The organism is Arenibacter latericius DSM 15913, assembly GCF_000424985.1.
In the GTDB taxonomy this organism is placed as follows: Bacteria; Bacteroidota; Bacteroidia; order Flavobacteriales; family Flavobacteriaceae; genus Arenibacter; species Arenibacter latericius.
Genome location: NZ_KE384289.1, coordinates 13,089 through 34,181, shown reverse-complemented (window position 1 = coordinate 34,181; position 21,093 = coordinate 13,089). Strand labels below are relative to the sequence as shown.

Below are 21,093 nucleotides of genomic sequence, written 5' to 3'. Positions count from 1 at the left end.
TTCATGAATTTATTTGAGAGAAAACATAGAATATTTCGGTTGCAATTTGCAGACTTCGCTCCTTGTATTTTTCTGCTTGATGCGGTGTGTTGTCAAATGCTTTTGGGTCTTCAAAAGTTATAGGAATGCGTTTCTCTGCACCAGGAACAAATGGACATGCTTCATTTGCTGAATCGCAAGTCATAATGGCTGCAAATCCAGATGTTGGATTGAAGTCGTCATCCAACTTTTTTGAAAATCCTATTATTGGATGTTCGTTGCCTGAAAATTTAATGCTGTAAATTGGGTTCTCGTTGTTTGAAATAGTTGCTACCTGAAAACCTGAATTTTGCAAAGTTTCTACAACCATTGGAAAAAGTGCGGTACTTTCTGTACCACCTGAATAACAGAATACATTTTTGATATTGAAATGATAGGCTAAAGTTTGTGCCCAAACCTGTGATAAATGACTTCTTCGGGAATTGTGCGTACAGATAAAGTTGATTCTGATTTCTTGTTGGTTTGAAACTTTTGACTGAATAAAATTGATAAGGGGTTGTAATACTGCTTTGCGTTCCTCGGAAATGGTCTGAGGATTTAATTTCTTAATAGCTTGTTCTATTTCCAAAAATAGAGTTGGTTCTGTTGTTTTCATTTTCTTAATTTATAATATTAGCAGCAGCCACCTCCTGGTGTGCAAGAAGAACCACTATTTATTTCCGATAATGTTGTTTTTGGTTTCTCTACGGGAATGCCGCAATTATCTTTCGCTAAACAATCGGTCTGTTTATTGGTCAACAAGAAGTGATTACCGTCAAAATCAAGTCCGAATTTCCTAATAGTATCACCTTGATATTCCACTTCGATTTTCAGATCATCAATCTCTAAAACCCGTTCGGAAAGCTCTATGATATTCAATAATTTTTCTGGATGTAACCTGTGGTCGTAGTCGTTTGCATTCCAAAGTTGGAAATTGACCACTTCTTCATTTCTTACTGTGCCGCCACAATCAATGAAATGCTTATTAATTTTTCCAACTTCTGTTACGTGAAAGTAGTTGGGCACTAATTTTCCATTTGGCAATTGGAACGCTATTTTATCCAATTGGTTCAATTTGTTTTTAATTTCTAATAACGTCATTTTATATATTTGTTTATTGCGATTTAACGATGTATTGAGTGAAAAAAATTAGCAACAATCCGCTTTAGGAATGTCTTGATTTAAAAATTGGTGCATCACTTTTTTCATTTTTGCCCAGTTTTCACTGTCTATACAATAGCAGACTTTTGTTCCTTCTACAGTTCCTTTAATTAGTCCCAATGTTTTTAATTCCTTTAAGTGTTGGGAAATGGTAGGTTGGGCAAGACCAATTTCTTCCGATAGGTCCCCGCAATAACAAGCGTCTATTTCAAAGAGCTGTTGTAGAATGGCCACTCGTGCTGGATGCCCAAAGACTTTTGCGAATAAAGCGATCTCTTTTTGCCGGTCTGTGTACATATTTTATATCTATTGATTATTTTACATAATTGTTTAATTGCAATATTACGATTAATATTTAAAAGTTTACCAACACTAAATAATAAATTTAAAAAGTATTTGTAATCGTAAATGTGTATGGTTTTTAACGGCACTTAAAATATCACCGCAGGTAATTAAACAGATTCTTAAGTGAACTATTTGTCATGATAGATTTTGTTCAGTAATAAAGCCAGCTCTCGTAACTTAAATATATTTTTAAACGCCCCAGGAAATAACCGACGTGGAGCTTTTTTTTAAATTCTAAATGGAACTTGGATCTAGATACTTTGGAGAATTGTTACATTGTTTCTCTAAAAATTAATTATTGGAACTATGTTTTGTTTTAATGTTTCATTCATAGGCCGTTTTATGGTACCTGGTCATTGTTTTGCAAGTTTATTTTTAAAACCTATATTTATTTAGGTCTCAAACAATATTACTCCAGAACAGTTTTGAGTTGTTTTCGATAATCTGACGGATTCTTCCCCGTGAATGCTTTGAACTGTTTATTGAAATGGGAAAAATTGTTGAATCCACTTTCAAAACAAACCTCCGTGATACTGATGGGTTGTTCGGCAAGCAATTTTGAGGCATGCACCAACCGATACTCATTGACGAATTGAGTGAAGGTTTTGTTGGTAATCTTTTTAAAATAGCGGCAAAATGATGGGATTGTCATGCTAGCCAGATGGGCGACCTCCTTCAAAGGAATTTCCTCCTTAAAATTGGTCTTTACGTGATTGAAGACCAGATTGATCCTATCGTTGTCCTTTACATCGGATAAAAGGGCAAATCCATCGGCATTAAGAATCCTGAATTCATCAGTATTCCCCAATTCATTTAAAACAATTAGTATAGATACTAACCGCTCAAAATCGGTCTGATGTTCCATTTCTTCCATTAGGGCACCTACCGAGGTCTTGGTATCCCCTGAAAACACGATGCCGAGTTGGGCAACCTGAAGTAGCTTTTTTATTTTGGCCGTTTCTGGAATATCAAAAAATTCACTTCCCAAAAAATCGGCTTTCATATGTATAACCGTCTCGCACTTGTTGCCGGTTAGTTGATCCGTAAAAGAGCAATGGGGCAGGTTACTGCCTACTAGGATCAAGGTTCCCCAGGTATAACATGACAAGTTGCTGCCTACTTGGCGTTTGCCGGTCCCCCCGTTTACGTATACCAGTTCTATTTCAGGGTGGTAGTGCCAAACGACATTTCTGGTCCTATGTTTCTCGACGAATTTTTGATAGGTAAACGAATTCCCAAAATTAGGGGATATTGATTCCAATTTAGGCTTATGTATAATCATGACCACATTTATTGTTGTTATAAAATTAAAAAGACCTACTCTGGTAAATCACTACCAATTTACCCCATATCTATGCTAAATTAACAATAATAAGCCTATTTGATTTCCTTTAAGGTTAATTAGAAACATAAATAGGAAAAATGTGTAGTAGTGTACCCTTCTCTTCGGGTCTATGTTTGTATCATAATTATTTACTAATCTTAAAATGAAAAATTATGAAAAGAGCATTCAAATTTTCAGCAATCCTCGCCCTCTTGTTCTCCACTAATGGTGCTATGGGCGCGGAGCCAAAGATTACAATGGAAGAGGCAAGGAAAAAGATAGCCATTGAACTAGATAACCCAAAGACGGATTATCAGGTACGGTTGATTGATATGGATAACCATGTCATATACTCCAAATGGGTCAAAAAAAATGAGATACGTGACAAAAGACTGGATCTCAATAAATTGGCCTTCGGTATATATGTCTTGACGGTTGAAAACCACCTGCGGGTTGAAGAGTTTGTGATTGCCATTGAAAAAACCAAGCTTTCCTTGGTTTCCAACTATACTAAATTTAAACCGGCATTCCGGAAGAAGGATGGTAGGATCTATTTAAATCTCTTGAATTTGGACCTAAATCCTGTTAGTATTGAGGTGCACGACGCAATGGATCGTTTGCTATTCTCAGAAACGATGGACAATACCCTAGATGTCTCAAAATCCTTTAATTTCGAAAAAGCCTTTAGCGGTAGTTATATTATAACGGTAGGGGATGGAGCTTCCGTATATACCGAAGAAGTCAATGTGTATTAAGAAGGACCGGGTATAATCAACAAAATGGGCTTATCTTAATTTTAGTCCCTGGAAGATGTTCTCTTTCAGGGACTATTTTTGTAAGAACCACAATGTAAAACTGGGTCTTAGAACATCAAATTCCAATGTAGGGCAAGCAGTGCTAACCAAAAAAAAATCATTTTTTATGCTTATGCCGCAATTTGATCAAGCGGCCTTTGTAGTATTTTAAAAAATGGGATATCCCTACGCACCACAATTTTTAAAATCTCCATATGGTTATATCCCCATCGTTGCATTCCCGTTGGATAACCTTAATAACTTTTTTTATGAAAGAGCTTCCAAACGGTAGCCAATAGCATTACTTTAAATTACCGCTCTGTACTCAACTATTTTTTAAACAGAAGTACAAATGCTTCAGCAGAATCCTTTAATGCCAAAGTAAAGGCTTTTAGATCACAATTTAGGGGAGTCAGGAATACGGAATACTTCTTATATCGCTTGATTAAATTATATTCCTAAAATGGTAAAAACCCAGATTTAGGACTTGATCCATTGTTTGCATAAACACAACAATTGGTCATGATCCTATGGATTCTCGATTTTAAATAAGCTATAAACAACACCTAATTCAACACCCATAAAAACAAAGCCCCGTAAACATTGGGTTTACGGGGCTTGTCAGCGGAGAAAGAGGGATTCGAACCCCCGGAGGTGTGACCCTCAACGGTTTTCAAGACCGCCGCATTCGACCACTCTGCCATTTCTCCTTAGCGGGTGCAAATATAAAAACCTTTTTCAATTTATGGAAAGTTTTTTGCAATTTTATTTAAAATATTTTTCAATTATTTTCTATTTAGTTGAAATAGAGGGGTTAAGTGAAATGAGATGTCGTATACTACCATTACATTTCAAGCCTATTGCTTAGTTGAATTGGGAAATAAACTTAACTTTGACATTCCTACTAAATCTAGGAAAACAACTTATTAAGTGGCAGTTTAAGAATGAACAAAATATTATAGGCAGGATATACTTTTGGCAATATCTTATATCTATAAAATGTATTGTTAGAATTTAAAGAAAAGCGATTTGGATACTATTAAGAAATTAGAATGGCGATATGCGGTAAAAAAGTTTGATTCCAATCAGTTGTTGAGCGCAGAAAAAGTGGAAATCCTAGAGAATGCTTTTAACCTTACGGCAACTTCTTTTGGACTTCAGCCTATTAAGCTTGTAATTATTCAGAATAAGGAATTACAAAATAAATTGGTAGATCACAGCTATGGTCAACAACAGGTAGGGCAGGCTTCGCATCTTTTCATCATTTGTATCGAGAAAAAGATCGATAAAGAATTTATTCACAATTATTTTAATAGGGTAAAACAAATACGCAATACTGCAGATGAAATCCTAGAACCCTTTCAGGGAGCCCTGGTAGATGAATTTTCTAAAAAAGAGAGAGAGGAAGTTCGAGTTTGGGCGACGAATCAGGCTTATCTTGCCTTAGGGACTTTGCTAACCGTCTGTGCCATGGAAGGTATTGATTCTTGTCCTATGGAGGGTTTTGATCCCTCGGCTTATGACAAGTTATTGGGTCTTGAAAAAGATAAATTGACTTCAGTTTTAATTCTTCCCGTAGGGTATAGGGCTAAGGATGATATGTTCGCTACCTTTAAAAAGGTTCGTAAAAATCTAAAGGATAGTATTATCCATATATCCTAATTACTTTTATTTATTAAACTTTAATGTAATTTTTTAAAAAATATAGCTATGCCAGGTTTTGAACTTTTTGGTGAAAAGGAAAGAGCACAAGTTAATGAGGTGTTAGATTCAGGAGTACTGATGCGATACGGTTTTGATGGGATGAGGAACGGACATTGGAAGGCTAAAGAACTCGAAAAAGCACTGGAGGATAGAATGCAGGTGAATCATGCTCATCTGGTAAGTAGCGGTACCGCAGCTCTAACCGTCGCGCTGGCTTGTGCTAAGGTAGGAGCAGGGGATGAAGTAATTCTACCTACATTTACTTTTGTGGCCAGTTTTGAAGCGGTTTTGTCCGTGGGCGCTACTCCAATTTTAGTAGATGTAGACGATACCCTTACCTTAGACCCTAAAGCAGTAAAAAAAGCAATTACTAAAAGAACTAAAGTGGTGATGCCTGTTCATATGTGCGGTTCTATGGCAGATTTAGGCGCTTTAAAGGCGATTTGTGATCAACATGAGCTTATTATGCTAGAGGATGCTTGCCAGGCAATAGGGGGCAGCTATGAGGGTAAGCCCTTGGGGAGTTACGGAGACTTAGGATGTTTTTCCTTTGATTATGTAAAAACCATTACCTGTGGCGAAGGAGGAGCACTCATTACAAATAATAAGACGTTTTATGAAACGGCGCATCAGTTTTCAGATCATGGTCATGATCATATAGGGAACGATAGGGGAGCGGAAAGTCATCCATTTCTAGGTTATAATTATAGAATTTCAGAATTGCACGCCGCAGTGGGACTGGCACAGATAAACCGGTTAGATAGCTTTCTGGAAACTCAGAAAAAGAATTATACCATCTTGCGCTCTGCCCTAGAAACGCTACCAGAGGTAACTTTTAGAAGAGTTCCCGAGGGAGGGGTGGAAAACTATTCCTTTCTTAATTTCTTTTTGCCTACAGAAAAATTAGCGCGAAAAGCTATTGCAGCACTATCTAAAAATGGTGTGGATGCTAGTTTTTATTGGTATGATAATAATTGGCATTACTATAGAAAATGGGATCATTTAAAGGATTTAAAGAGCCTTAGCCCGTTATCTGACCAAATTAGAAATGGAATGCCTGATTATAGGAACTCGGACTTCTCTAAGTCGGACCAATGGGTGGGGCGAACCATTTCTTGCCTGATAAAATTAAGTTGGACAGAGGAAGAGGTAAATGAACGTGCAGAAAAAATGATAACGGCCATAAAAAGTGCTCTAGCCTAGAAAAAAGTTAAAAGCTTTTAGTACCTAGTGCCTAAGTAAAAAGTATAGTTCTTTCTTATAAAAAGTAAAAACCACTATTAAATGCTTTTGATCTAATAGTGGTTTTTTTATTTAATAAGTTGAATAGTATATGGTTTACAGTGGTAGAAGTAGAACGCTATTCAAAATTCCCTTTAAAGTGTCACTCTTAAACCTATTGGCTAATTGGTGTTCCTATTATAAAAGTGAGCATTTTTAATAGGTTACATAATCTACAATCTCAAGACCATAGCCAACGATACCTACACGCTTTATTTGCGTAGAATTGGTTAAAAGTCTAATCTTAGCAATATCAATATCATGAAGGATTTGTGCTCCTACGCCAAAGTCCTTGGCATCCATATCTACCTTAGGGGCTTTAAAAACGCCTTTTTTCTGTAGTTCTTTTAATTCCCCTAACCTGCCCAATAAATTTAGGGATTCGGACTCTTGATTTATAAAAACAATAGCTCCTCGGCCTTCGTTATTGATGGCATTGAACATATCCTCTAACTTCTTGTCCGGATTATTGGTTAAAGTTCCAAGAATATCATTGTTTATTAAGGTAGAGTTGATGCGGGTAAGTACTTTTTCATCCTTTTTCCAGGTGCCCTTTGTTAATGCTATATGTATTTGGTTATTAGTTGTTTGTTGATAGGCTCTTAACCTAAATTTTCCAAATCTAGTCACAATGTCAAAATCCTCCTTTTTTTGGATCAAACTATCGTGTTCCATGCGGTAAGCTATAAGATCTTCAATAGAAACTATCTTTAGATCAAACTTCTTAGCTACTTTGCACAACTGTGGTAAGCGAGCCATGGTGCCATCATCGTTCATAATCTCCACAATCACTCCCGCTGGCTGTAATCCGGCTAAGCGTGCGAAATCTATTGCTGCTTCTGTATGTCCTGTTCTTCTTAAAACCCCGCCATCTTTGGCGACCAATGGGAAAATATGACCTGGTCTAGCCAAATCGTGAGGCTTTAAATTCTCGTTGGTCATAGCAAGTACCGTTTTGGCGCGGTCTGAGGCCGAAATACCTGTGGTAACTCCGCTACCCCGCAAATCTACCGAAACAGTAAATGCAGTTTCCATTGGGTCTGTATTGTTAGAGACCATCATATGTAATCCTAACTCCTTACATCGTTTCTCTGTTAAGGGTGCGCAAATAAGCCCTTTCCCATGAGTAGCCATAAAATTAATCATCTCTGGAGTGGCTAGTTCAGCAGCTGCTATAAAATCGCCCTCATTCTCCCTGTTCTCATCGTCCACAACAATAATTACCTTCCCTTGCCTAATATCCTCAATGGCCTCCTCTATGGTATTTAACGTAATGGTATCTTCCATTTTAGTTGTCATGTGTAGCAGTTTTACTATTTTTTTTAATTAATTCCTTAAAATAATCTTTTATACTTCCTATGGAAACTAAGCCTTTATCGGCAGTTGCCCTTCTGGTTAAAAAAACACCTAAAGGTAACATTATAAAGGTAGATAACCATGCCCCAATAATAGGGTGGATGTTTCCTTCTTTGGCGTAATTTCCTGCAAATACACCAATAAAGTAATAGGTAAGGAATAATATAATGGCGATTACCATGGGGAGACCTAGTCCGCCTTTTCGAATAATAGCGCCTAGGGGTGCACCCACAAAAAAGAGAATAATACAAGAAAGTGCCAAAGCATACTTTTTATGTAAAGACAAGATATGAAGGCGGTAGATCTTGTATTTAATCTGTAATTCTTTTTTCTTTCCCTGTATAGTGGTTATAATATTAGCGGTAGCAGTCTTTGCAGTGGATAACACTTGCATTTTTTGATACTCCGGATAAAGAGAGAGTATGGTGTCTGTAGAGACTACGGTGCCAAGGGAGTCTCGTTCTCTTCTTTTGTTAGCGATACTTAAGGCGCTTAGTGAGTCTGGTTTGTTAAGCGTTATAAAGGCGCCCATTCTGTTAACAATGTTCTTGGAGAAAGCTGTAACCACCATTAGGTTGTCTTCTCTTAAAGAATCTATATCCTTTGATAAACGGGAGATGTTCTTCATTTTATCCGTACTAACATCTCTTTCTTCATTAAGGTCTACATCATCTAATTCGGATAGATCTTTATTGATTGTATATTTTTTAAAATCGGCCTTTGCGAACGGACTTTTCAACTTCTGATTACTGTTTCTAGTAGCCATTTCCTGGTAATAATGTCCGTCTTTAAGAACTAACTGTAGAATGTCTGATTCCTCACTGCTTATAAGTTCCCCAGACTCTGCTTTAATAACCGTAGTGTTTACGCCCGACTTAGATTTTTCATGAATGACAACATTATCTAAAAATCGGTCTTTTTCTCCATATTTCCGATCTACCTTCATGTTCATATCCGTGCCTTCAAGGTCACTAAAAATTCCTTCAGTAATTATCGCTGCTGGTTTAACCTTAGCAATATTTCTTCTTAGGTTATAAATCTTTTGTTCCGAAATAGGGATGATGTTGTTGGCAAAGTAGAAGGTTACGCCACCTAAGAAAATAACAAATATTATTAAACTTCGCATAGATCGCTGTAGGGAAATCCCTGAGGCTTTCATTGCGGCAAACTCATAGTTCTCAGCAAAAGTCCCAAAGGTTAGAATAGACGATAGTAATACCGTTAATGGGATTACCCGTTCCATAAGGTTGGGCATTAGGTAAAACAAAAATTTGCCGATAATAAAGATGTCTAATCCTTTACCGGCAAAATCGTCAATAAATAACCATATCGTTTGAAAAATAAAGATGAACATCAATATTACAAACGAACTAAAAAAATTAAAGAGGAATCTCGATAATATATATCGGTCTAGTATTCTCAAGGGCTTAATTTCTTATAATGTAGTACCCATCTTCCTTGTACTTCTTTTCATCAAAAGTAAATAAGGTTTTGGAAAGCGGTTGGTCTATTTTAAAAGAATTAACAGTTATAGTAGTTTTTGTACCATTTTTCCCGGTTTCAATCAACTTGTATATGTGTTTTGTCTCTACATCAATACCTAGAAGGATCGATTTAGTTTCGGAGTCACTATTTATGGGGGTTAATTTAACATACTGAATTTTTCTTCCCTGAATATTCTGTAATATATCCCAATCATAGGTGTGTCCTTGCTTATAAAAGGTAAGCATTTTAGAAGGGGTGATGGTATTATCATCGTCTATCTTTTCCTCTATGGTAACTTCTTCATTCTCTGGAACTACGGTGTATACCTTTTTTCCGTCGTATAATTGCTTAGCTCCCATATAGTTGAATACGTATTTGTCACCTTGCATAGTTACATCGCCACGAGTATCCGTATTTATATTAGCTTCTTCGTTCTTTAATGAATATTTAAAATCTACAAAAATATTATCATAACTCTTAACCTTATTATAGACTTCGTCTAACAAGTTTTTGGCCTTATTAGAGTCTTGGCCCATAGCCATGGTAGTGGTTAATGTTACTAGTGCTAAGAAAAGTATTCTTTTCATTTTCTTCTATATTTTATTTTATTATCTGTTAATGCTCTTTATTGAGCTTCATTAGCCAAAAGTTGATCTAAGGCAGCTATATCTGGTACAAGTACTTGTCTGGCTTTACTACCTTCAAATTGTCCAACGATTCCAGCTGCTTCTAATTGATCTATTATTCTACCTGCACGGTTATATCCCAATTTTAGCTTTCGCTGTATTAAAGAAGCGGAACCTTGTTGTGCAATTACAATAACTTCTGCTGCTTCTCTAAACTTAGAATCTCTTTCGGATACGTTATAATCAATACTTGTGCCAGACTCATCGTTTCCTACATATTCTGGTAACAAATGTGCATCAGGATATGCTCTTTGAGCCCCAATGAAGTCGGTAATCTTAGCTACCTCAGGAGTATCAACAAAAGCACACTGAATTCTAGTCACCTCATTTCCTTGGGTGAATAACATATCTCCACGACCAATTAATTGATCTGCACCTTGGGCATCCAAGATGGTTCTAGAATCTATTTTAGAGGTAACTCTAAAAGCTATCCTAGCGGGGAAGTTTGCTTTTATTATCCCGGTAATAACGTTAACAGATGGCCTTTGAGTAGCAATAATAAGGTGAATCCCGACTGCCCTTGCCAATTGTGCCAATCTGGCAATTGGAGTTTCTACTTCCTTGCCGGCTGTCATGATTAAATCTGCAAACTCATCTATAACCAAAACTATATAAGGTAAAAACATATGCCCGTCGTTGGGGTTCAGTTTACGGGCTTTAAATTTCACATTGTACTCCTTAATATTTCGGACCATAGCTACTTTTAATAGCTCATACCTATTGTCCATTTCTATACAAAGCGAATTTAAGGTGTTAATTACCTTGGCATTGTCTGTTATAATAGCTTCATCAGAATCTGGTAGCTTGGCTAGATAATGACGTTCTATTTTATTAAATAAAGTAAGTTCTACCTTTTTAGGATCTATAAGTACAAACTTTACTTCGGCAGGGTGCTTCTTATAAAGTAGTGAGGTAAGTACTGCGTTAAGTCCAACCGATTTACCCTGTCCTGTTGCTCCTGCCATTAAAAGGTGGGGCATTTTAGCTAGGTCTACTACAAAAGTTTCGTTGCTAATGGTTTTACCAAAGGCAATAGGAAGCTGCATTTCTGCCTTCTGAAACTTGCTAGAGGCAATAACGGAGCGCATAGAAACAATAGTAGCATTTTTATTGGGTACCTCAATCCCAATGGTTCCCTTCCCTGGTATAGGGGCAATAATACGTATTCCCAAAGCTGCAAGAGAAAGCGCAATATCGTCTTCTAAGTTTTTAATTTTTGATATACGTACTCCCGCGTCTGGTACAATTTCGTAAAGGGTTACTGTAGGTCCTATAGTAGCTTTAATCTGGGCAATGCCTATCTTATAGTTTTTTAAGGTCTCTACAATCTTATTCTTGTTCTCCTCTAATTCCTCTTGGTTGATGGTAATTCCGCCTGAAACACCATGGGGATCTAAAAGGTCTAGAGATGGAAATTTGTAATTCCCTAGTTCAAGAGTTGGATCAAACTCTCCAAAATCATCCACCAATTTATTGGCAATATTATCTATCTCTTCGGTTTCTTCATTTATTTCCTCCACTTCCATGGATATGGTCTCTTCTTCAGTACCCACATTGACCTGGAAAGAATCGTCCTCATCTTCTTTTGGTAATGGTGGGATATCCTTTTTATGGGTGTATGCATCTACTATAACAGGGGTCTCTTCTTCTATAGAAGTAATAGTTTCTTCCTCATCCTCTGTGATTTCGGGGGTGGTAGAAGCTTGTTTTTTGGTGTTAGGATCTGTTTTTAACTCGGAAGCTAAAGATTTTCCTTTCTTGTTAAGGTAACTAACGGCGGTTTCTGGAGAAAACTGAAAGAGTCTCACTAAAATAACTATCAACCCAAAAAGTAGCATTAAGAAAACTCCAACCTTTCCTCCATAATCTTGAAGGAAGTCGTTCATCTCATAACCTACCATTCCGCCTAAAAGTGGCTTGGTATTTGCAAAAAAGCCAAATGCAATGGAAAACCATATAATAAAGACTAATCCCCAGATCCATTTTCTAAATAGGTCTTTCTTGGTGATACTGAAAAATAAGTGTAATCCAGAAAGAAAAATTAAGTAGGTGAAAATGACGGAGGCTACTCCAAATCCTTTATAAATAAAAAGGTGCCCTACATTGGCGCCAAACTTATTTAATAAATTTTTAGCTTGTTCATTCCTATTGGCAAATTCGCTCAATACGCTTTGGTCATCTTGCCATGTGAAGTAGAAAGAGAGGAAAGAGAAAAACAGGGCTATACCCAACAACATTAATAACCCGCCCAGAATTACTTTATTCTGTTTAGATAACTTTATTGTTAAACGTTTTTTTGTAGGGGTCTTAGACCTTGTTTTATTTGACTTCTTTGCCATTAAATCTATTATTCTGGGGGCTAAATTACAAATTTACTGATATACACATTCCAACTTTTTAACATTCCAGTTTTTCCGGAAGATATCTTTCTTTGGTTAAACACGTTTTATGCTGTATACCAAACAACTCCGTTAGCTTGAATATATTATTGGAATCGTAAAAAAAATGAAATTAAAATATTTTTGGTCCGTAGATTATAACACCTATTATACAGGCGGCAACGGATACAAACATAACAGCCCCGGCAGAGACATCTTTAATTAGACCAATTTTAGGATCAAAATTGGGTTGTATAAAATCGGCTACTTTTTCAATTGCTGTATTCATCCCTTCCATTCCTAGAACTAGTGCAATAGCTAATATTTGCAGGCACCATTCTGTGTTAGAGATTTCAAAATAAAAACCGGCAAAGGTCATTATCAAACTTATAAAGACCTGAACCTTTATACTGGCTTCGGTCTTTATAAGTAAGATTGCACCCTTAGCAGCAAAACCTACGCTACGGATGCGATTAATGATAAAACTTTCTTTAGGCATTCATTAAGGCTTCTAGGGCTGCCTTGTAATTAGGCTCATCTACAGTTTCTTTCACTTGCTCATTATAGACTACCTTTCCTGCCTCGTCTAAAACTACTACAGATCTAGATAATAGGGGAGCAAGTGGACCATCGGTAAAAGCAACTTTGTACGCTTTGCCAAAATTTCCATCTTTAAAATCAGATAGCATCTCAACATTTTCTATTCCTTCAGCACCACAAAAACGAGCTTGTGCAAAAGGAAGATCCTTGGAAATACATAAAACAACAGTATTCTCTAATTCAGCAGCTTCCTTATTAAATTGACGTACAGATTGTGCGCAAGTACCTGTGTCTATACTAGGAAATATATTTAATACTACCTTTTTTCCTTTGTAGTCCGATAAATTGGCGGAGGAAAGATCTCCTTTAGTTAATGAAAATGAAGGTGCGTCACTCCCTACGGAAGGTAGTGATCCAATTGTATTTATAGGGTTTCCCTTAAGTGTTACAGTAGCCATGGTTTATATTTTTAATTTGCTGTGAAAATAAAAAATATATAGCGGATATGTAAGTAATAAGAGAGAAAAAGTTGCAGTAAGTGACTTAGGTAGTAAATGTCCTCTGTTTTAAGTAAAAAGCCGTCTGTAAAAGAATTTTTTCTTTTACAGACGGCTTTTATAAAGTTTACAGACAAAAATTGCCTTAGTACCTTTTAATTATCTATAGATCCCATTACCCTTTGCATAAATTCATTAAGGGCGTCTTTTTGGGATTTCCCTTCTTTAATGGACTTGTTGACTTCCAACGCTCCATATAAATTTGATAGTATTTCACCAATAACATCCATTTCCTCCTCTTTTAAGGAAGAGACTTCCGTAATAGATTCTAAAGTTTCTATGGTTTCCAATACATAGTCTTCGTCGTTATCGGCGATAAACTGTGTAAGGTGCTTAATTACTGGTAATTTCACTGATCAATTCTTTTAAAACGTCATACTTATTGGTCTGCACCTGATTTTTAATCTCTCCATTTTCAAAGATTGCGAAAGTAGGTAAGTTATCTACCTTTGCTAATTTTCTAGACTCAGGAAACTTTTCTGCATCCGCTAGTACAAAGGTAATATCCTCGTTCTCGGAAGCTTCTTTCTTAAACTTAGGTTTCATAATTCTACAGTTACCACACCACGTGGCAGAGTACTGTACAACAACCTTTTTATTATCTTTTATAATCTCTTGAAGATTATCATTTTCCAATTCTAATATCATAACTCTAAATTTTTAAATTCATACTAAAGAATAGGAGTCCATTACTAAGAATGGACTCCACAAAATTTATTGCTTGTTCTTAGTTGGCGTGGTTAGCAAGGTAGCTTGCTACTCCTTTTCTATCGGCAGTCATAGCATCTTTACCTTCTTCCCAGTTTGCAGGACAAACTTCTCCTTTTTCCTGAACGTGAGTATAGGCGTCAATTAAACGTAGGTACTCATTTACGTTTCTTCCTAGTGGCATGTGGTTAATACCTTCATGGAATACAGTACCTTCTTCATCAATTAAGTAAGTGGCACGGTAAGTAACATTATCACCTTCTACAGTTACAACTCCAGTTTCGTCGTTGTACTGCTCATTAGTAATATCTAAGATACCTAAAGTAGATGCAAGGTTTCTGTTGCTGTCTGCAAGAATTGGGTAAGTAACTCCTTCAATACCACCATTGTCCTTAGAAGTGTTTAACCAAGCAAAATGAACTTCAGCAGTGTCACAAGAAGCACCAATTACTATAGTGTTTCTTTTATCGAACTCGCCTAAAGCTGATTGGAAAGCTAGTAATTCAGTTGGACATACAAAGGTGAAATCCTTTGGGTACCAAAACAAGATTACTTTTTTATTGTTTTTTTGCGCTTCCTCTAAAACGTTAATCTTAAAAGTATCGCCCATTTCATTCATTGCGTTTACGCTAAGATTTGGAAATTTTTTACCTACAAAAGTCATATTTATTATTTTTATTATTGATTTCTGATGTAAAATTACAGCTTATATCAGGTGATACGAAGGGATTGTAATTTAAAAAATTTATAAGGTTATAGCTTTAATAGATGACAGACTGTAGTAGGAAGGGGGTGATGAATATTTGTTGATTTTGATACTAATAATTTATTGAATCCTTATAATTCCCCTTTAAAATTGAGGTTTCTGTAATTTAAGGAGTATTGCTCTTTTAGGCTGAGTTTTATTGCGGGATGCTTAAAAAGTGTAAAATGTGCATATTGGTAAGTTTACTTGCCAATCGAAATTAAAAGCTTACAACTTCTGATAAGGCGAAACTGCCCTCCGTTTAGGTAGGCCTGCCTTCCGTTTAGGTAGGCTTGCCTTCCGTTTAGGTAGGTAGACAGAAGTAGTCTACCTAATGGATTGTAGACTTAATTAGTTTTTGCCTGCTCCAACAACGTTTGTAGCGAGTTGCTTTATCTTGATATTAAAAGCGGCAAAGATCAAGGTCATGAACGGGCTAAGCCAATTGAAAATAGCGTATACAAAATAGTCGGCCACTCCTACACCTAAGACCCCTGAGTGATAAGCGCCACAAGTATTCCAAGGAATAAGTACCGAAGTCACGGTTCCAGAGTCTTCTAAAGTTCTACTCAAGTTTTCTGGAGCTAGTCCCTTGTCTTTATATGCTTTAGAAAACATTTTACCAGGTACCACTATTGCCAAGTACTGGTCAGAAGCGGTAAGATTTAATGCTAAGCAACTGGCAACAGTACTAGCAAAGAGACTAAAGGTAGATTTCGCAATACTCAACAAGGCACTACTGATTCTAGATAAGGCTCCAATTCCATCCATGATTCCCCCGAACACCATAGCACATAGTATTAACCAAATAGTTCCCAACATTCCTGCCATTCCTTTGGAGGAGAAGAGATCACTAAGGATAGCGTTTTCAGAGGCAATATTGGTCTGTACTGTTATCGCATTCATTACTCCCTTATAACCAGATTCTAATGTTAGGGTAGATGCTCCGCTAAGTCCCATTACAATTTCAGGTTGAAAAATTAATGCAAAGACTGCGCCTAACAAGGTTCCAATTAGTAGGGCCAAAAGAGGAGGCGCTTTTTTTAAGATAAGGGCTATTACAACAATAGGTACCAAAAACAACCAACCATTAATGTTGAAGGATTTTTCTATTGAATTCATTATTCCCTGAGTATCTGCTATACCACTAGTATCTATAGTTAAGCCTAAAATTATAAAAACCAATATAGTTACGCTAATGGTAGGGACGGTGGTTAGGGTCATATACCTAATGTGACTAAAGAGATCGGTCCCGGCCATGGCAGGAGCTAAGTTGGTGGTGTCGCTTAAAGGAGACATTTTATCTCCAAAATAGGCGCCAGATAAGATGGCTCCCCCTGTCATTCCCAAGGGAATTCCTAGGGTGGTTCCTATTCCAATTAGGGCAATACCTACTGTTGCAGATGTGGTCCAAGAGCTTCCTGTAGCCACGGAGATTACTGCACAGATGATAACGCAAGCCGCTAGAAAAATAGTGGGATTTAGTATCAGTAAACCATAATATATCATGGTAGGGATAATTCCACTGATTAGCCAAGTTCCAGAAAGCGCTCCTACCATTAGTAGAATCAATAGGGCGCCAGTAGTCGACTTCACGTTTTCGGCTACCTCAGAAAACATTTTCTCATAAGAGACCTTATTAAAAATGCCTACCACTGCAGCAACAGCACCACCCATAAGGAGAATGAACTGATTGGAGCCACTAAGGGCATCGTCTCCAAAAACAAAAACATTGTAGGCCAACATTCCTATCAATGCAATTACGGGAATTAATGCTTCCCAAAGGTTTAACTCTTTATTTTCTACAATATGTTCATTATCAGGCCCGCTAGGGCTGGTGCTATTGTTTTGCATTTAAAAAAGTCTTTGTTACCTCGTAATATTACGATTTTGCCCCTTGTTCTGCAAACCTAAATAAAATAGTAACGATTTTAGCTTAGCTTGTAATTTTTGGAAGCTTCCTTTTTAATTAGTGGATGTGGTGAATGCCGATGTTATATTACTTGAGTTGTTAAGTGATTTAAAGCTTCTATTTATAGCTGGTCTTAAAGGCCTTTACATTATTCTTAATTCTTGGAGACAGCTTTTCATAGTGTTATAGGTGAGTTCAATATTACTGTCTAAACCTATTGAGAAACGGATTAACCCATTCGATAGTCCCATTTCTAATTGTTCTTCAATAGGAATTTCAGAAGAAGTGGAAGAACCAGGTGCACTAAATAAGGTTTTGTAGAAGCCCAAGCTCACTGCCAAATATCCAAGATTTTTTTCTTGCATTAGTTCCATAAGGGCATTTGCTTTATCAATAGAGCCTACATCAATAGTTAACAACCCACCATAGCCATACTCCGGATTAAATTGCTTTGTCATTATGCTATGGTCTTTGTGTGAGCTTAATCCTGGATACACAACTTTTAATCCGTCCTTCTCAAAGTTTTGTGCTAAAAACAGTGCGTTTTCACTGTGTTTCTGCATTCTAATGTGCAGTGTCCGCATATTTTTTAATATAGATGCTGCTCGTAAACTATCTAGCGTACTCCCTAATAGCATCCCTGCACCAGAATTAACATCCTTTAGGCTGAGACAGAATTCCGTGGTGCCACAAATGGCTCCCGCTACACAATCACTAGTGCCATTAATAAACTTGGTAAGACTATGGATTACTATATCGGCGCCTAATTTAGCAGGACTAATAGATAAAGGAGAAAAGGTGTTATCTACCACTAATGGGATGCCGTTCATTTTAGCAATGTCTGACATTTGTGCAATGTCTGTTACCTCTAAAAGAGGATTGCTAACCGACTCGCAGTAGAGCAATTTTGTTTTAGAGGTTATAGCCTCAGTAACGGACTCTATATTGGTAGTGTCTACAAATGAGATTCTAATATCAAATTTTTTCAGAAAATTCTTCATAAAGGCATAGGTGCCGCCATAGATGGTTCTACTGCTTACAATATGGTCGCCAGCATCACATAATTGTAAGATTACGGAAGTGATGGCGCCCATACCACTACCAGTTACATTAGCAGTTTCGGTACCTTCTAGTGCTGCCAAAGCTTCTCCTAAATACAAATTAGAGGGGGAAGAGTGTCTGCTGTACAAATAGCAGCCCTCGGTGTTCCCTTCAAAAGTATCAAACATGGTCTTGGCAGATAAAAAAGTATAGGTAGAGGAATCTGAGATAGAGGGGTTTACTCCTCCAAATTCTCCAAAGTATTGTAAATCCTGTAGTTGATCAGCGCCTTTATATTTCATGATAATTTTATTTATTTTACTATAAATCTATATATAAATAGATGTAAAATCAATAACTAAGAGTATATTTGGAATATAAAACTACATATCTTAAAATTAATAGATTTTATTTCCCAAAATAATCCATCTGGCTCGTAATACCGAAAATTTATCAGAATGAAATTAGATGATACCGATTTTAAATTATTAGGATTGCTTCAAGAAGATAGCAAGCGCACTACCAAAGAATATGCTCTTATTTTAGGATTATCGGTAACCGCCGCCTATGAACGAATCAAGCGATTGGAAAAAACGGGGGTTATTACCAGGTACGTTGCTTTGGTAGATAAGAAAAAGGTTAATAAATCTTTTGTAGTGCTGTGTCATGTGAAATTAACACAGCATACCAAGGAGCATATAGCACAGTTTGAACGGGAAGTTTTAAAATTAAAGGAAGTGGTAGAATGTCTGCATATAAGTGGTGATTACGATTATATTCTAAAAATCTATGTGGGGAATATGGAAGAATATCGCGACTTTATGGTGACTAAGCTCACCGCTCTTAACCATATTGGAAGCACCCAAAGCGCCTTTGTTATTGAAGAAGTGAAGAATAGTACGGAGATTTCTCTTTAGGGTTCGCTAAAAACACAAGAACTATTATTTTCATAAAGTTGCCTTGTTGTACAACCAAAAACATTTGTATTTTTGTTTTAATTAAGTTAAATCTAATCTTTTCAATACAATATTAATATGACCCAATACGATGTAGCCATTATTGGCTCAGGTCCTGGAGGATATATCGCTGCAATTAGATGTGCCCAATTAGGAATGAAAACCGCAATTATAGAAAAGTATTCCACCTTAGGGGGAACCTGCCTTAATGTTGGGTGTATACCTTCTAAAGCCTTGTTAGATTCTTCACACCATTATGAGGACGCAGTGAAGCATTTTGAAACGCATGGTATTGAAGTTCCAGGAGAAATAAAGGTAAACTTGGAAAAAATGATTTTCCGTAAACAGGCTGTAGTAGACCAAACTTGTGCTGGGGTTAAATTCTTGATGGACAAGAATAAGATTACTGTCTATGAAGGGGTGGGGAGCTTTAAGGATGCCACTCATATCAATATTGCTAAAGCAGATGGGGAAACAGAAACTATTGAAGCGAAGAATGTAATTATCGCTACAGGTTCTAAACCATCAACACTTCCATTTATTAAACTAGATAAGAAGCGAGTAATTACCTCTACCGAAGCTTTAAAGCTTAAAGAGATTCCAAAACATATGATCATCATCGGAGGTGGTGTTATCGGTTTGGAATTGGGTCAGGTTTATAAGCGTCTGGGGGCAGAGGTAACAGTGGTAGAATTCATGGATCGTATTATCCCAGGTATGGATGCTGGTCTATCCAAAGAATTAACCAAAGTATTAAAGAAACAGAAAGTTAAGTTCCTTCTGTCTCATAAAGTAAAATCTGTTGAGACCAAAGGTAATGAAGTAATTATTAAAGCTGATGATAAGAAAGGCGCCGAAGTTGAGCTTAAAGGAGATTACTGTTTGGTAGCTGTAGGAAGAAGGCCATATACTGATGGCTTAAATTTAGAAGCTGCTGGGGTAAAGATGGAAAAAAACGGTACTGTTGCGGTTAATGATCATTTACAGACTAATGTTTCCAATATATACGCTATTGGAGATGTAGTAAGGGGTGCTATGTTGGCTCATAAGGCCGAGGAAGAAGGTAGCTTGGTAGCTGAGATTTTGGCAGGACAAAAGCCACATATCGATTACAACCTTATTCCTGGTGTGGTTTATACATGGCCAGAAGTTGCTGCAGTAGGAAAAACCGAAGAGCAGTTAAAAGAAGAAGGAGTAGATTATAAGACTGGTCAGTTTCCAATGAGAGCTTTAGGACGTTCTCGTGCTAGTATGGATCTAGACGGATTTGTTAAGATTTTAGCTGATAAGGAGACCGATGAAGTTTTAGGCGTCCATATGATTGGAGCTCGTGTGGCAGATTTGATTGCAGAAGCCGTTACAGCAATGGAATTTAGAGCATCTGCGGAAGATATCTCAAGAATGAGTCATGCTCACCCAACCTATGCAGAAGCAGTGAAGGAAGCTGCCTTGGCGGCGACCGAAGATCGTGCATTGCATATATAATAAGGGGTAATATTAATTATATATAATCAAATAGGCCTGTTGGAATTCCAACAGGCCTATTTTTGTAAGCAAAGTTAAAAGTTCAAGTGGACAACCTATTATATCAGGTACCTAAACGAAAAATAGTTCAGTATTTAAACCGATTTCACATTTAGCCGCTCCATGTTTTTTTGGGGGTTATTATTTCATTTTCAAATTAGCACATTACTAAATCGTCAGATTAATTTGTGTTAGCTATTGTAGCGGCATACTTTTTTGGAATTATGGGTTTGTAGCTCCTAATCCTGCAAGGTTTTGTAAACCTTGGGGTATTTTGAATAATGCCTCAATAAAGCAAAATTACCGATATAGGCCGATAGCCAAAAAAGACCTGCCGGTTGTGAGGCAGGTATAGCGTAAAGAGCGTCCCTATAGGGGAACGCCCAAAAATTTTATTTTAAGAAAAGCGCGACCCCATTTTATATCCATAAATCTGATCTATAACCATAAAGTCCTGCTGACATGTGCCAACAGGACTTTTTTTATGTCTAGAGTATTATGTAATTAAAGTATTTCAATCTATCATTTAACTAAACATATATTGGGTATGCATTATGTTGTTAGTTTTGTAATTGAAT

Annotated in this window: 20 protein-coding genes, 1 tRNA gene and 1 pseudogene; 6 read left to right on the top strand and 16 right to left on the bottom strand. The window is 36.8% G+C overall.

Translation table 11 applies throughout. The features are described 5' to 3' along the window. Position 1: 1 nt before the first annotated feature. The 4 genes from H344_RS0118665 to H344_RS0118650 all read right to left on the bottom strand — a co-directional run bounded on the left by H344_RS0118665 (position 2) and on the right by H344_RS0118650 (position 2,806). Positions 2-634 (bottom strand): low molecular weight phosphatase family protein, encoded by a 633-nt coding sequence (locus H344_RS0118665; protein WP_026811659.1) that lies wholly within the window; start codon positions 632-634, stop codon positions 2-4. 17 nt (positions 635-651) lie between these two features. Next, positions 652-1,119 carry a DUF6428 family protein gene (locus H344_RS0118660; RefSeq protein WP_026811658.1) on the bottom strand — a complete coding sequence of 156 codons (468 nt, stop codon included), beginning with the start codon at positions 1,117-1,119 and terminating at the stop codon, positions 652-654. 48 nt (positions 1,120-1,167) lie between these two features. Continuing rightward, on the bottom strand, positions 1,168-1,476 hold the full coding sequence (locus tag H344_RS0118655; protein WP_026811657.1) for an ArsR/SmtB family transcription factor: 309 nt from the start codon (positions 1,474-1,476) through the stop codon (positions 1,168-1,170). Positions 1,477-1,933: 457 nt separating this feature from the next. Continuing rightward, on the bottom strand, positions 1,934-2,806 hold the full coding sequence (locus H344_RS0118650; protein WP_026811656.1) for an AraC family transcriptional regulator: 873 nt from the start codon (positions 2,804-2,806) through the stop codon (positions 1,934-1,936). Between the two features lie 215 nt (positions 2,807-3,021). Here H344_RS0118650 and H344_RS21295 point away from each other — a divergent pair, with 215 nt between their 5' ends. Then, positions 3,022-3,603: a hypothetical protein gene (locus H344_RS21295; protein WP_051254399.1), complete on the top strand. Its 582-nt coding sequence runs from the start codon at positions 3,022-3,024 to the stop codon at positions 3,601-3,603. 327 nt (positions 3,604-3,930) lie between these two features. Next, a pseudogene (locus H344_RS21610) lies at positions 3,931-4,104 on the top strand (transposase); the annotation flags it as partial. A 163-nt stretch (positions 4,105-4,267) separates the two neighbouring features. Here the strand turns inward: H344_RS21610 and H344_RS0118640 are convergent. Next, a tRNA-Ser gene (locus H344_RS0118640) sits at positions 4,268-4,352 on the bottom strand. A gap of 319 nt (positions 4,353-4,671) precedes the next feature. Between H344_RS0118640 and H344_RS0118635 the strand changes: the two genes are divergently transcribed. Then, positions 4,672-5,304 (top strand): NAD(P)H-dependent oxidoreductase, encoded by a 633-nt coding sequence (locus H344_RS0118635; RefSeq protein ID WP_026811655.1) that lies wholly within the window; start codon positions 4,672-4,674, stop codon positions 5,302-5,304. Between the two features lie 48 nt (positions 5,305-5,352). Beyond that, complete coding sequence (locus H344_RS0118630; RefSeq protein ID WP_026811654.1) at positions 5,353-6,549, top strand: DegT/DnrJ/EryC1/StrS family aminotransferase; 1,197 nt, start codon at positions 5,353-5,355, stop codon at positions 6,547-6,549. Between the two features lie 234 nt (positions 6,550-6,783). On the opposite strand, the gene ribB is transcribed toward H344_RS0118630, so the two are convergent. The 11 genes from ribB to H344_RS0118575 all read right to left on the bottom strand — a co-directional run bounded on the left by ribB (position 6,784) and on the right by H344_RS0118575 (position 18,337). Then, positions 6,784-7,926 (bottom strand): 3,4-dihydroxy-2-butanone-4-phosphate synthase, encoded by a 1,143-nt coding sequence (gene ribB, locus H344_RS0118625; RefSeq protein WP_026811653.1) that lies wholly within the window; start codon positions 7,924-7,926, stop codon positions 6,784-6,786. Beyond that, positions 7,916-9,337, bottom strand: a complete 1,422-nt coding sequence (locus H344_RS0118620) for an LptF/LptG family permease (RefSeq protein WP_034257004.1) — start codon at positions 9,335-9,337, stop codon at positions 7,916-7,918. Before H344_RS0118620 ends, ribB begins: the two co-directional genes overlap by 11 nt. Positions 9,338-9,410: 73 nt before the next feature. After that, a complete protein-coding gene (locus tag H344_RS0118615) occupies positions 9,411-10,055 on the bottom strand; it encodes a LolA family protein (RefSeq protein WP_026811651.1) in 645 nt (214 codons plus the stop codon). A 38-nt stretch (positions 10,056-10,093) separates the two neighbouring features. Then, a complete protein-coding gene (locus H344_RS0118610; protein ID WP_026811650.1) occupies positions 10,094-12,493 on the bottom strand; it encodes an FtsK/SpoIIIE family DNA translocase in 2,400 nt (799 codons plus the stop codon). A gap of 172 nt (positions 12,494-12,665) precedes the next feature. After that, positions 12,666-13,031: a diacylglycerol kinase gene (locus H344_RS0118605; RefSeq protein ID WP_026811649.1), complete on the bottom strand. Its 366-nt coding sequence runs from the start codon at positions 13,029-13,031 to the stop codon at positions 12,666-12,668. Further along, entirely contained in the window at positions 13,024-13,530 is a 507-nt protein-coding gene (tpx, locus tag H344_RS0118600) for a thiol peroxidase (RefSeq protein WP_026811648.1), read from the bottom strand. Before tpx ends, H344_RS0118605 begins: the two co-directional genes overlap by 8 nt. Positions 13,531-13,724: 194 nt before the next feature. Continuing rightward, on the bottom strand, positions 13,725-13,982 hold the full coding sequence (locus H344_RS0118595; RefSeq protein ID WP_026811647.1) for a DUF6952 family protein: 258 nt from the start codon (positions 13,980-13,982) through the stop codon (positions 13,725-13,727). Then, positions 13,963-14,277, bottom strand: a complete 315-nt coding sequence (locus H344_RS0118590) for a thioredoxin family protein (RefSeq protein WP_026811646.1) — start codon at positions 14,275-14,277, stop codon at positions 13,963-13,965. The genes H344_RS0118595 and H344_RS0118590 overlap by 20 nt, the downstream gene beginning before the upstream one ends. Before the next feature lie 79 nt (positions 14,278-14,356). Beyond that, positions 14,357-15,001: a peroxiredoxin gene (locus H344_RS0118585; protein WP_026811645.1), complete on the bottom strand. Its 645-nt coding sequence runs from the start codon at positions 14,999-15,001 to the stop codon at positions 14,357-14,359. A 432-nt stretch (positions 15,002-15,433) separates the two neighbouring features. Next, positions 15,434-16,936: a Na+/H+ antiporter NhaC gene (gene nhaC / locus H344_RS0118580; RefSeq protein WP_026811644.1), complete on the bottom strand. Its 1,503-nt coding sequence runs from the start codon at positions 16,934-16,936 to the stop codon at positions 15,434-15,436. A gap of 201 nt (positions 16,937-17,137) precedes the next feature. Continuing rightward, the gene (locus H344_RS0118575; protein WP_026811643.1) at positions 17,138-18,337 is read right to left on the bottom strand and encodes an aminotransferase class I/II-fold pyridoxal phosphate-dependent enzyme; all 1,200 of its coding nucleotides are present in this window, start codon (positions 18,335-18,337) and stop codon (positions 17,138-17,140) included. 156 nt (positions 18,338-18,493) lie between these two features. Here H344_RS0118575 and H344_RS0118570 point away from each other — a divergent pair, with 156 nt between their 5' ends. Beyond that, positions 18,494-18,952 (top strand): Lrp/AsnC family transcriptional regulator, encoded by a 459-nt coding sequence (locus H344_RS0118570; protein ID WP_026811642.1) that lies wholly within the window; start codon positions 18,494-18,496, stop codon positions 18,950-18,952. A gap of 117 nt (positions 18,953-19,069) precedes the next feature. Next, a complete protein-coding gene (gene lpdA, locus H344_RS0118565; RefSeq protein WP_026811641.1) occupies positions 19,070-20,476 on the top strand; it encodes a dihydrolipoyl dehydrogenase in 1,407 nt (468 codons plus the stop codon). Positions 20,477-21,093 lie beyond the last annotated feature (617 nt).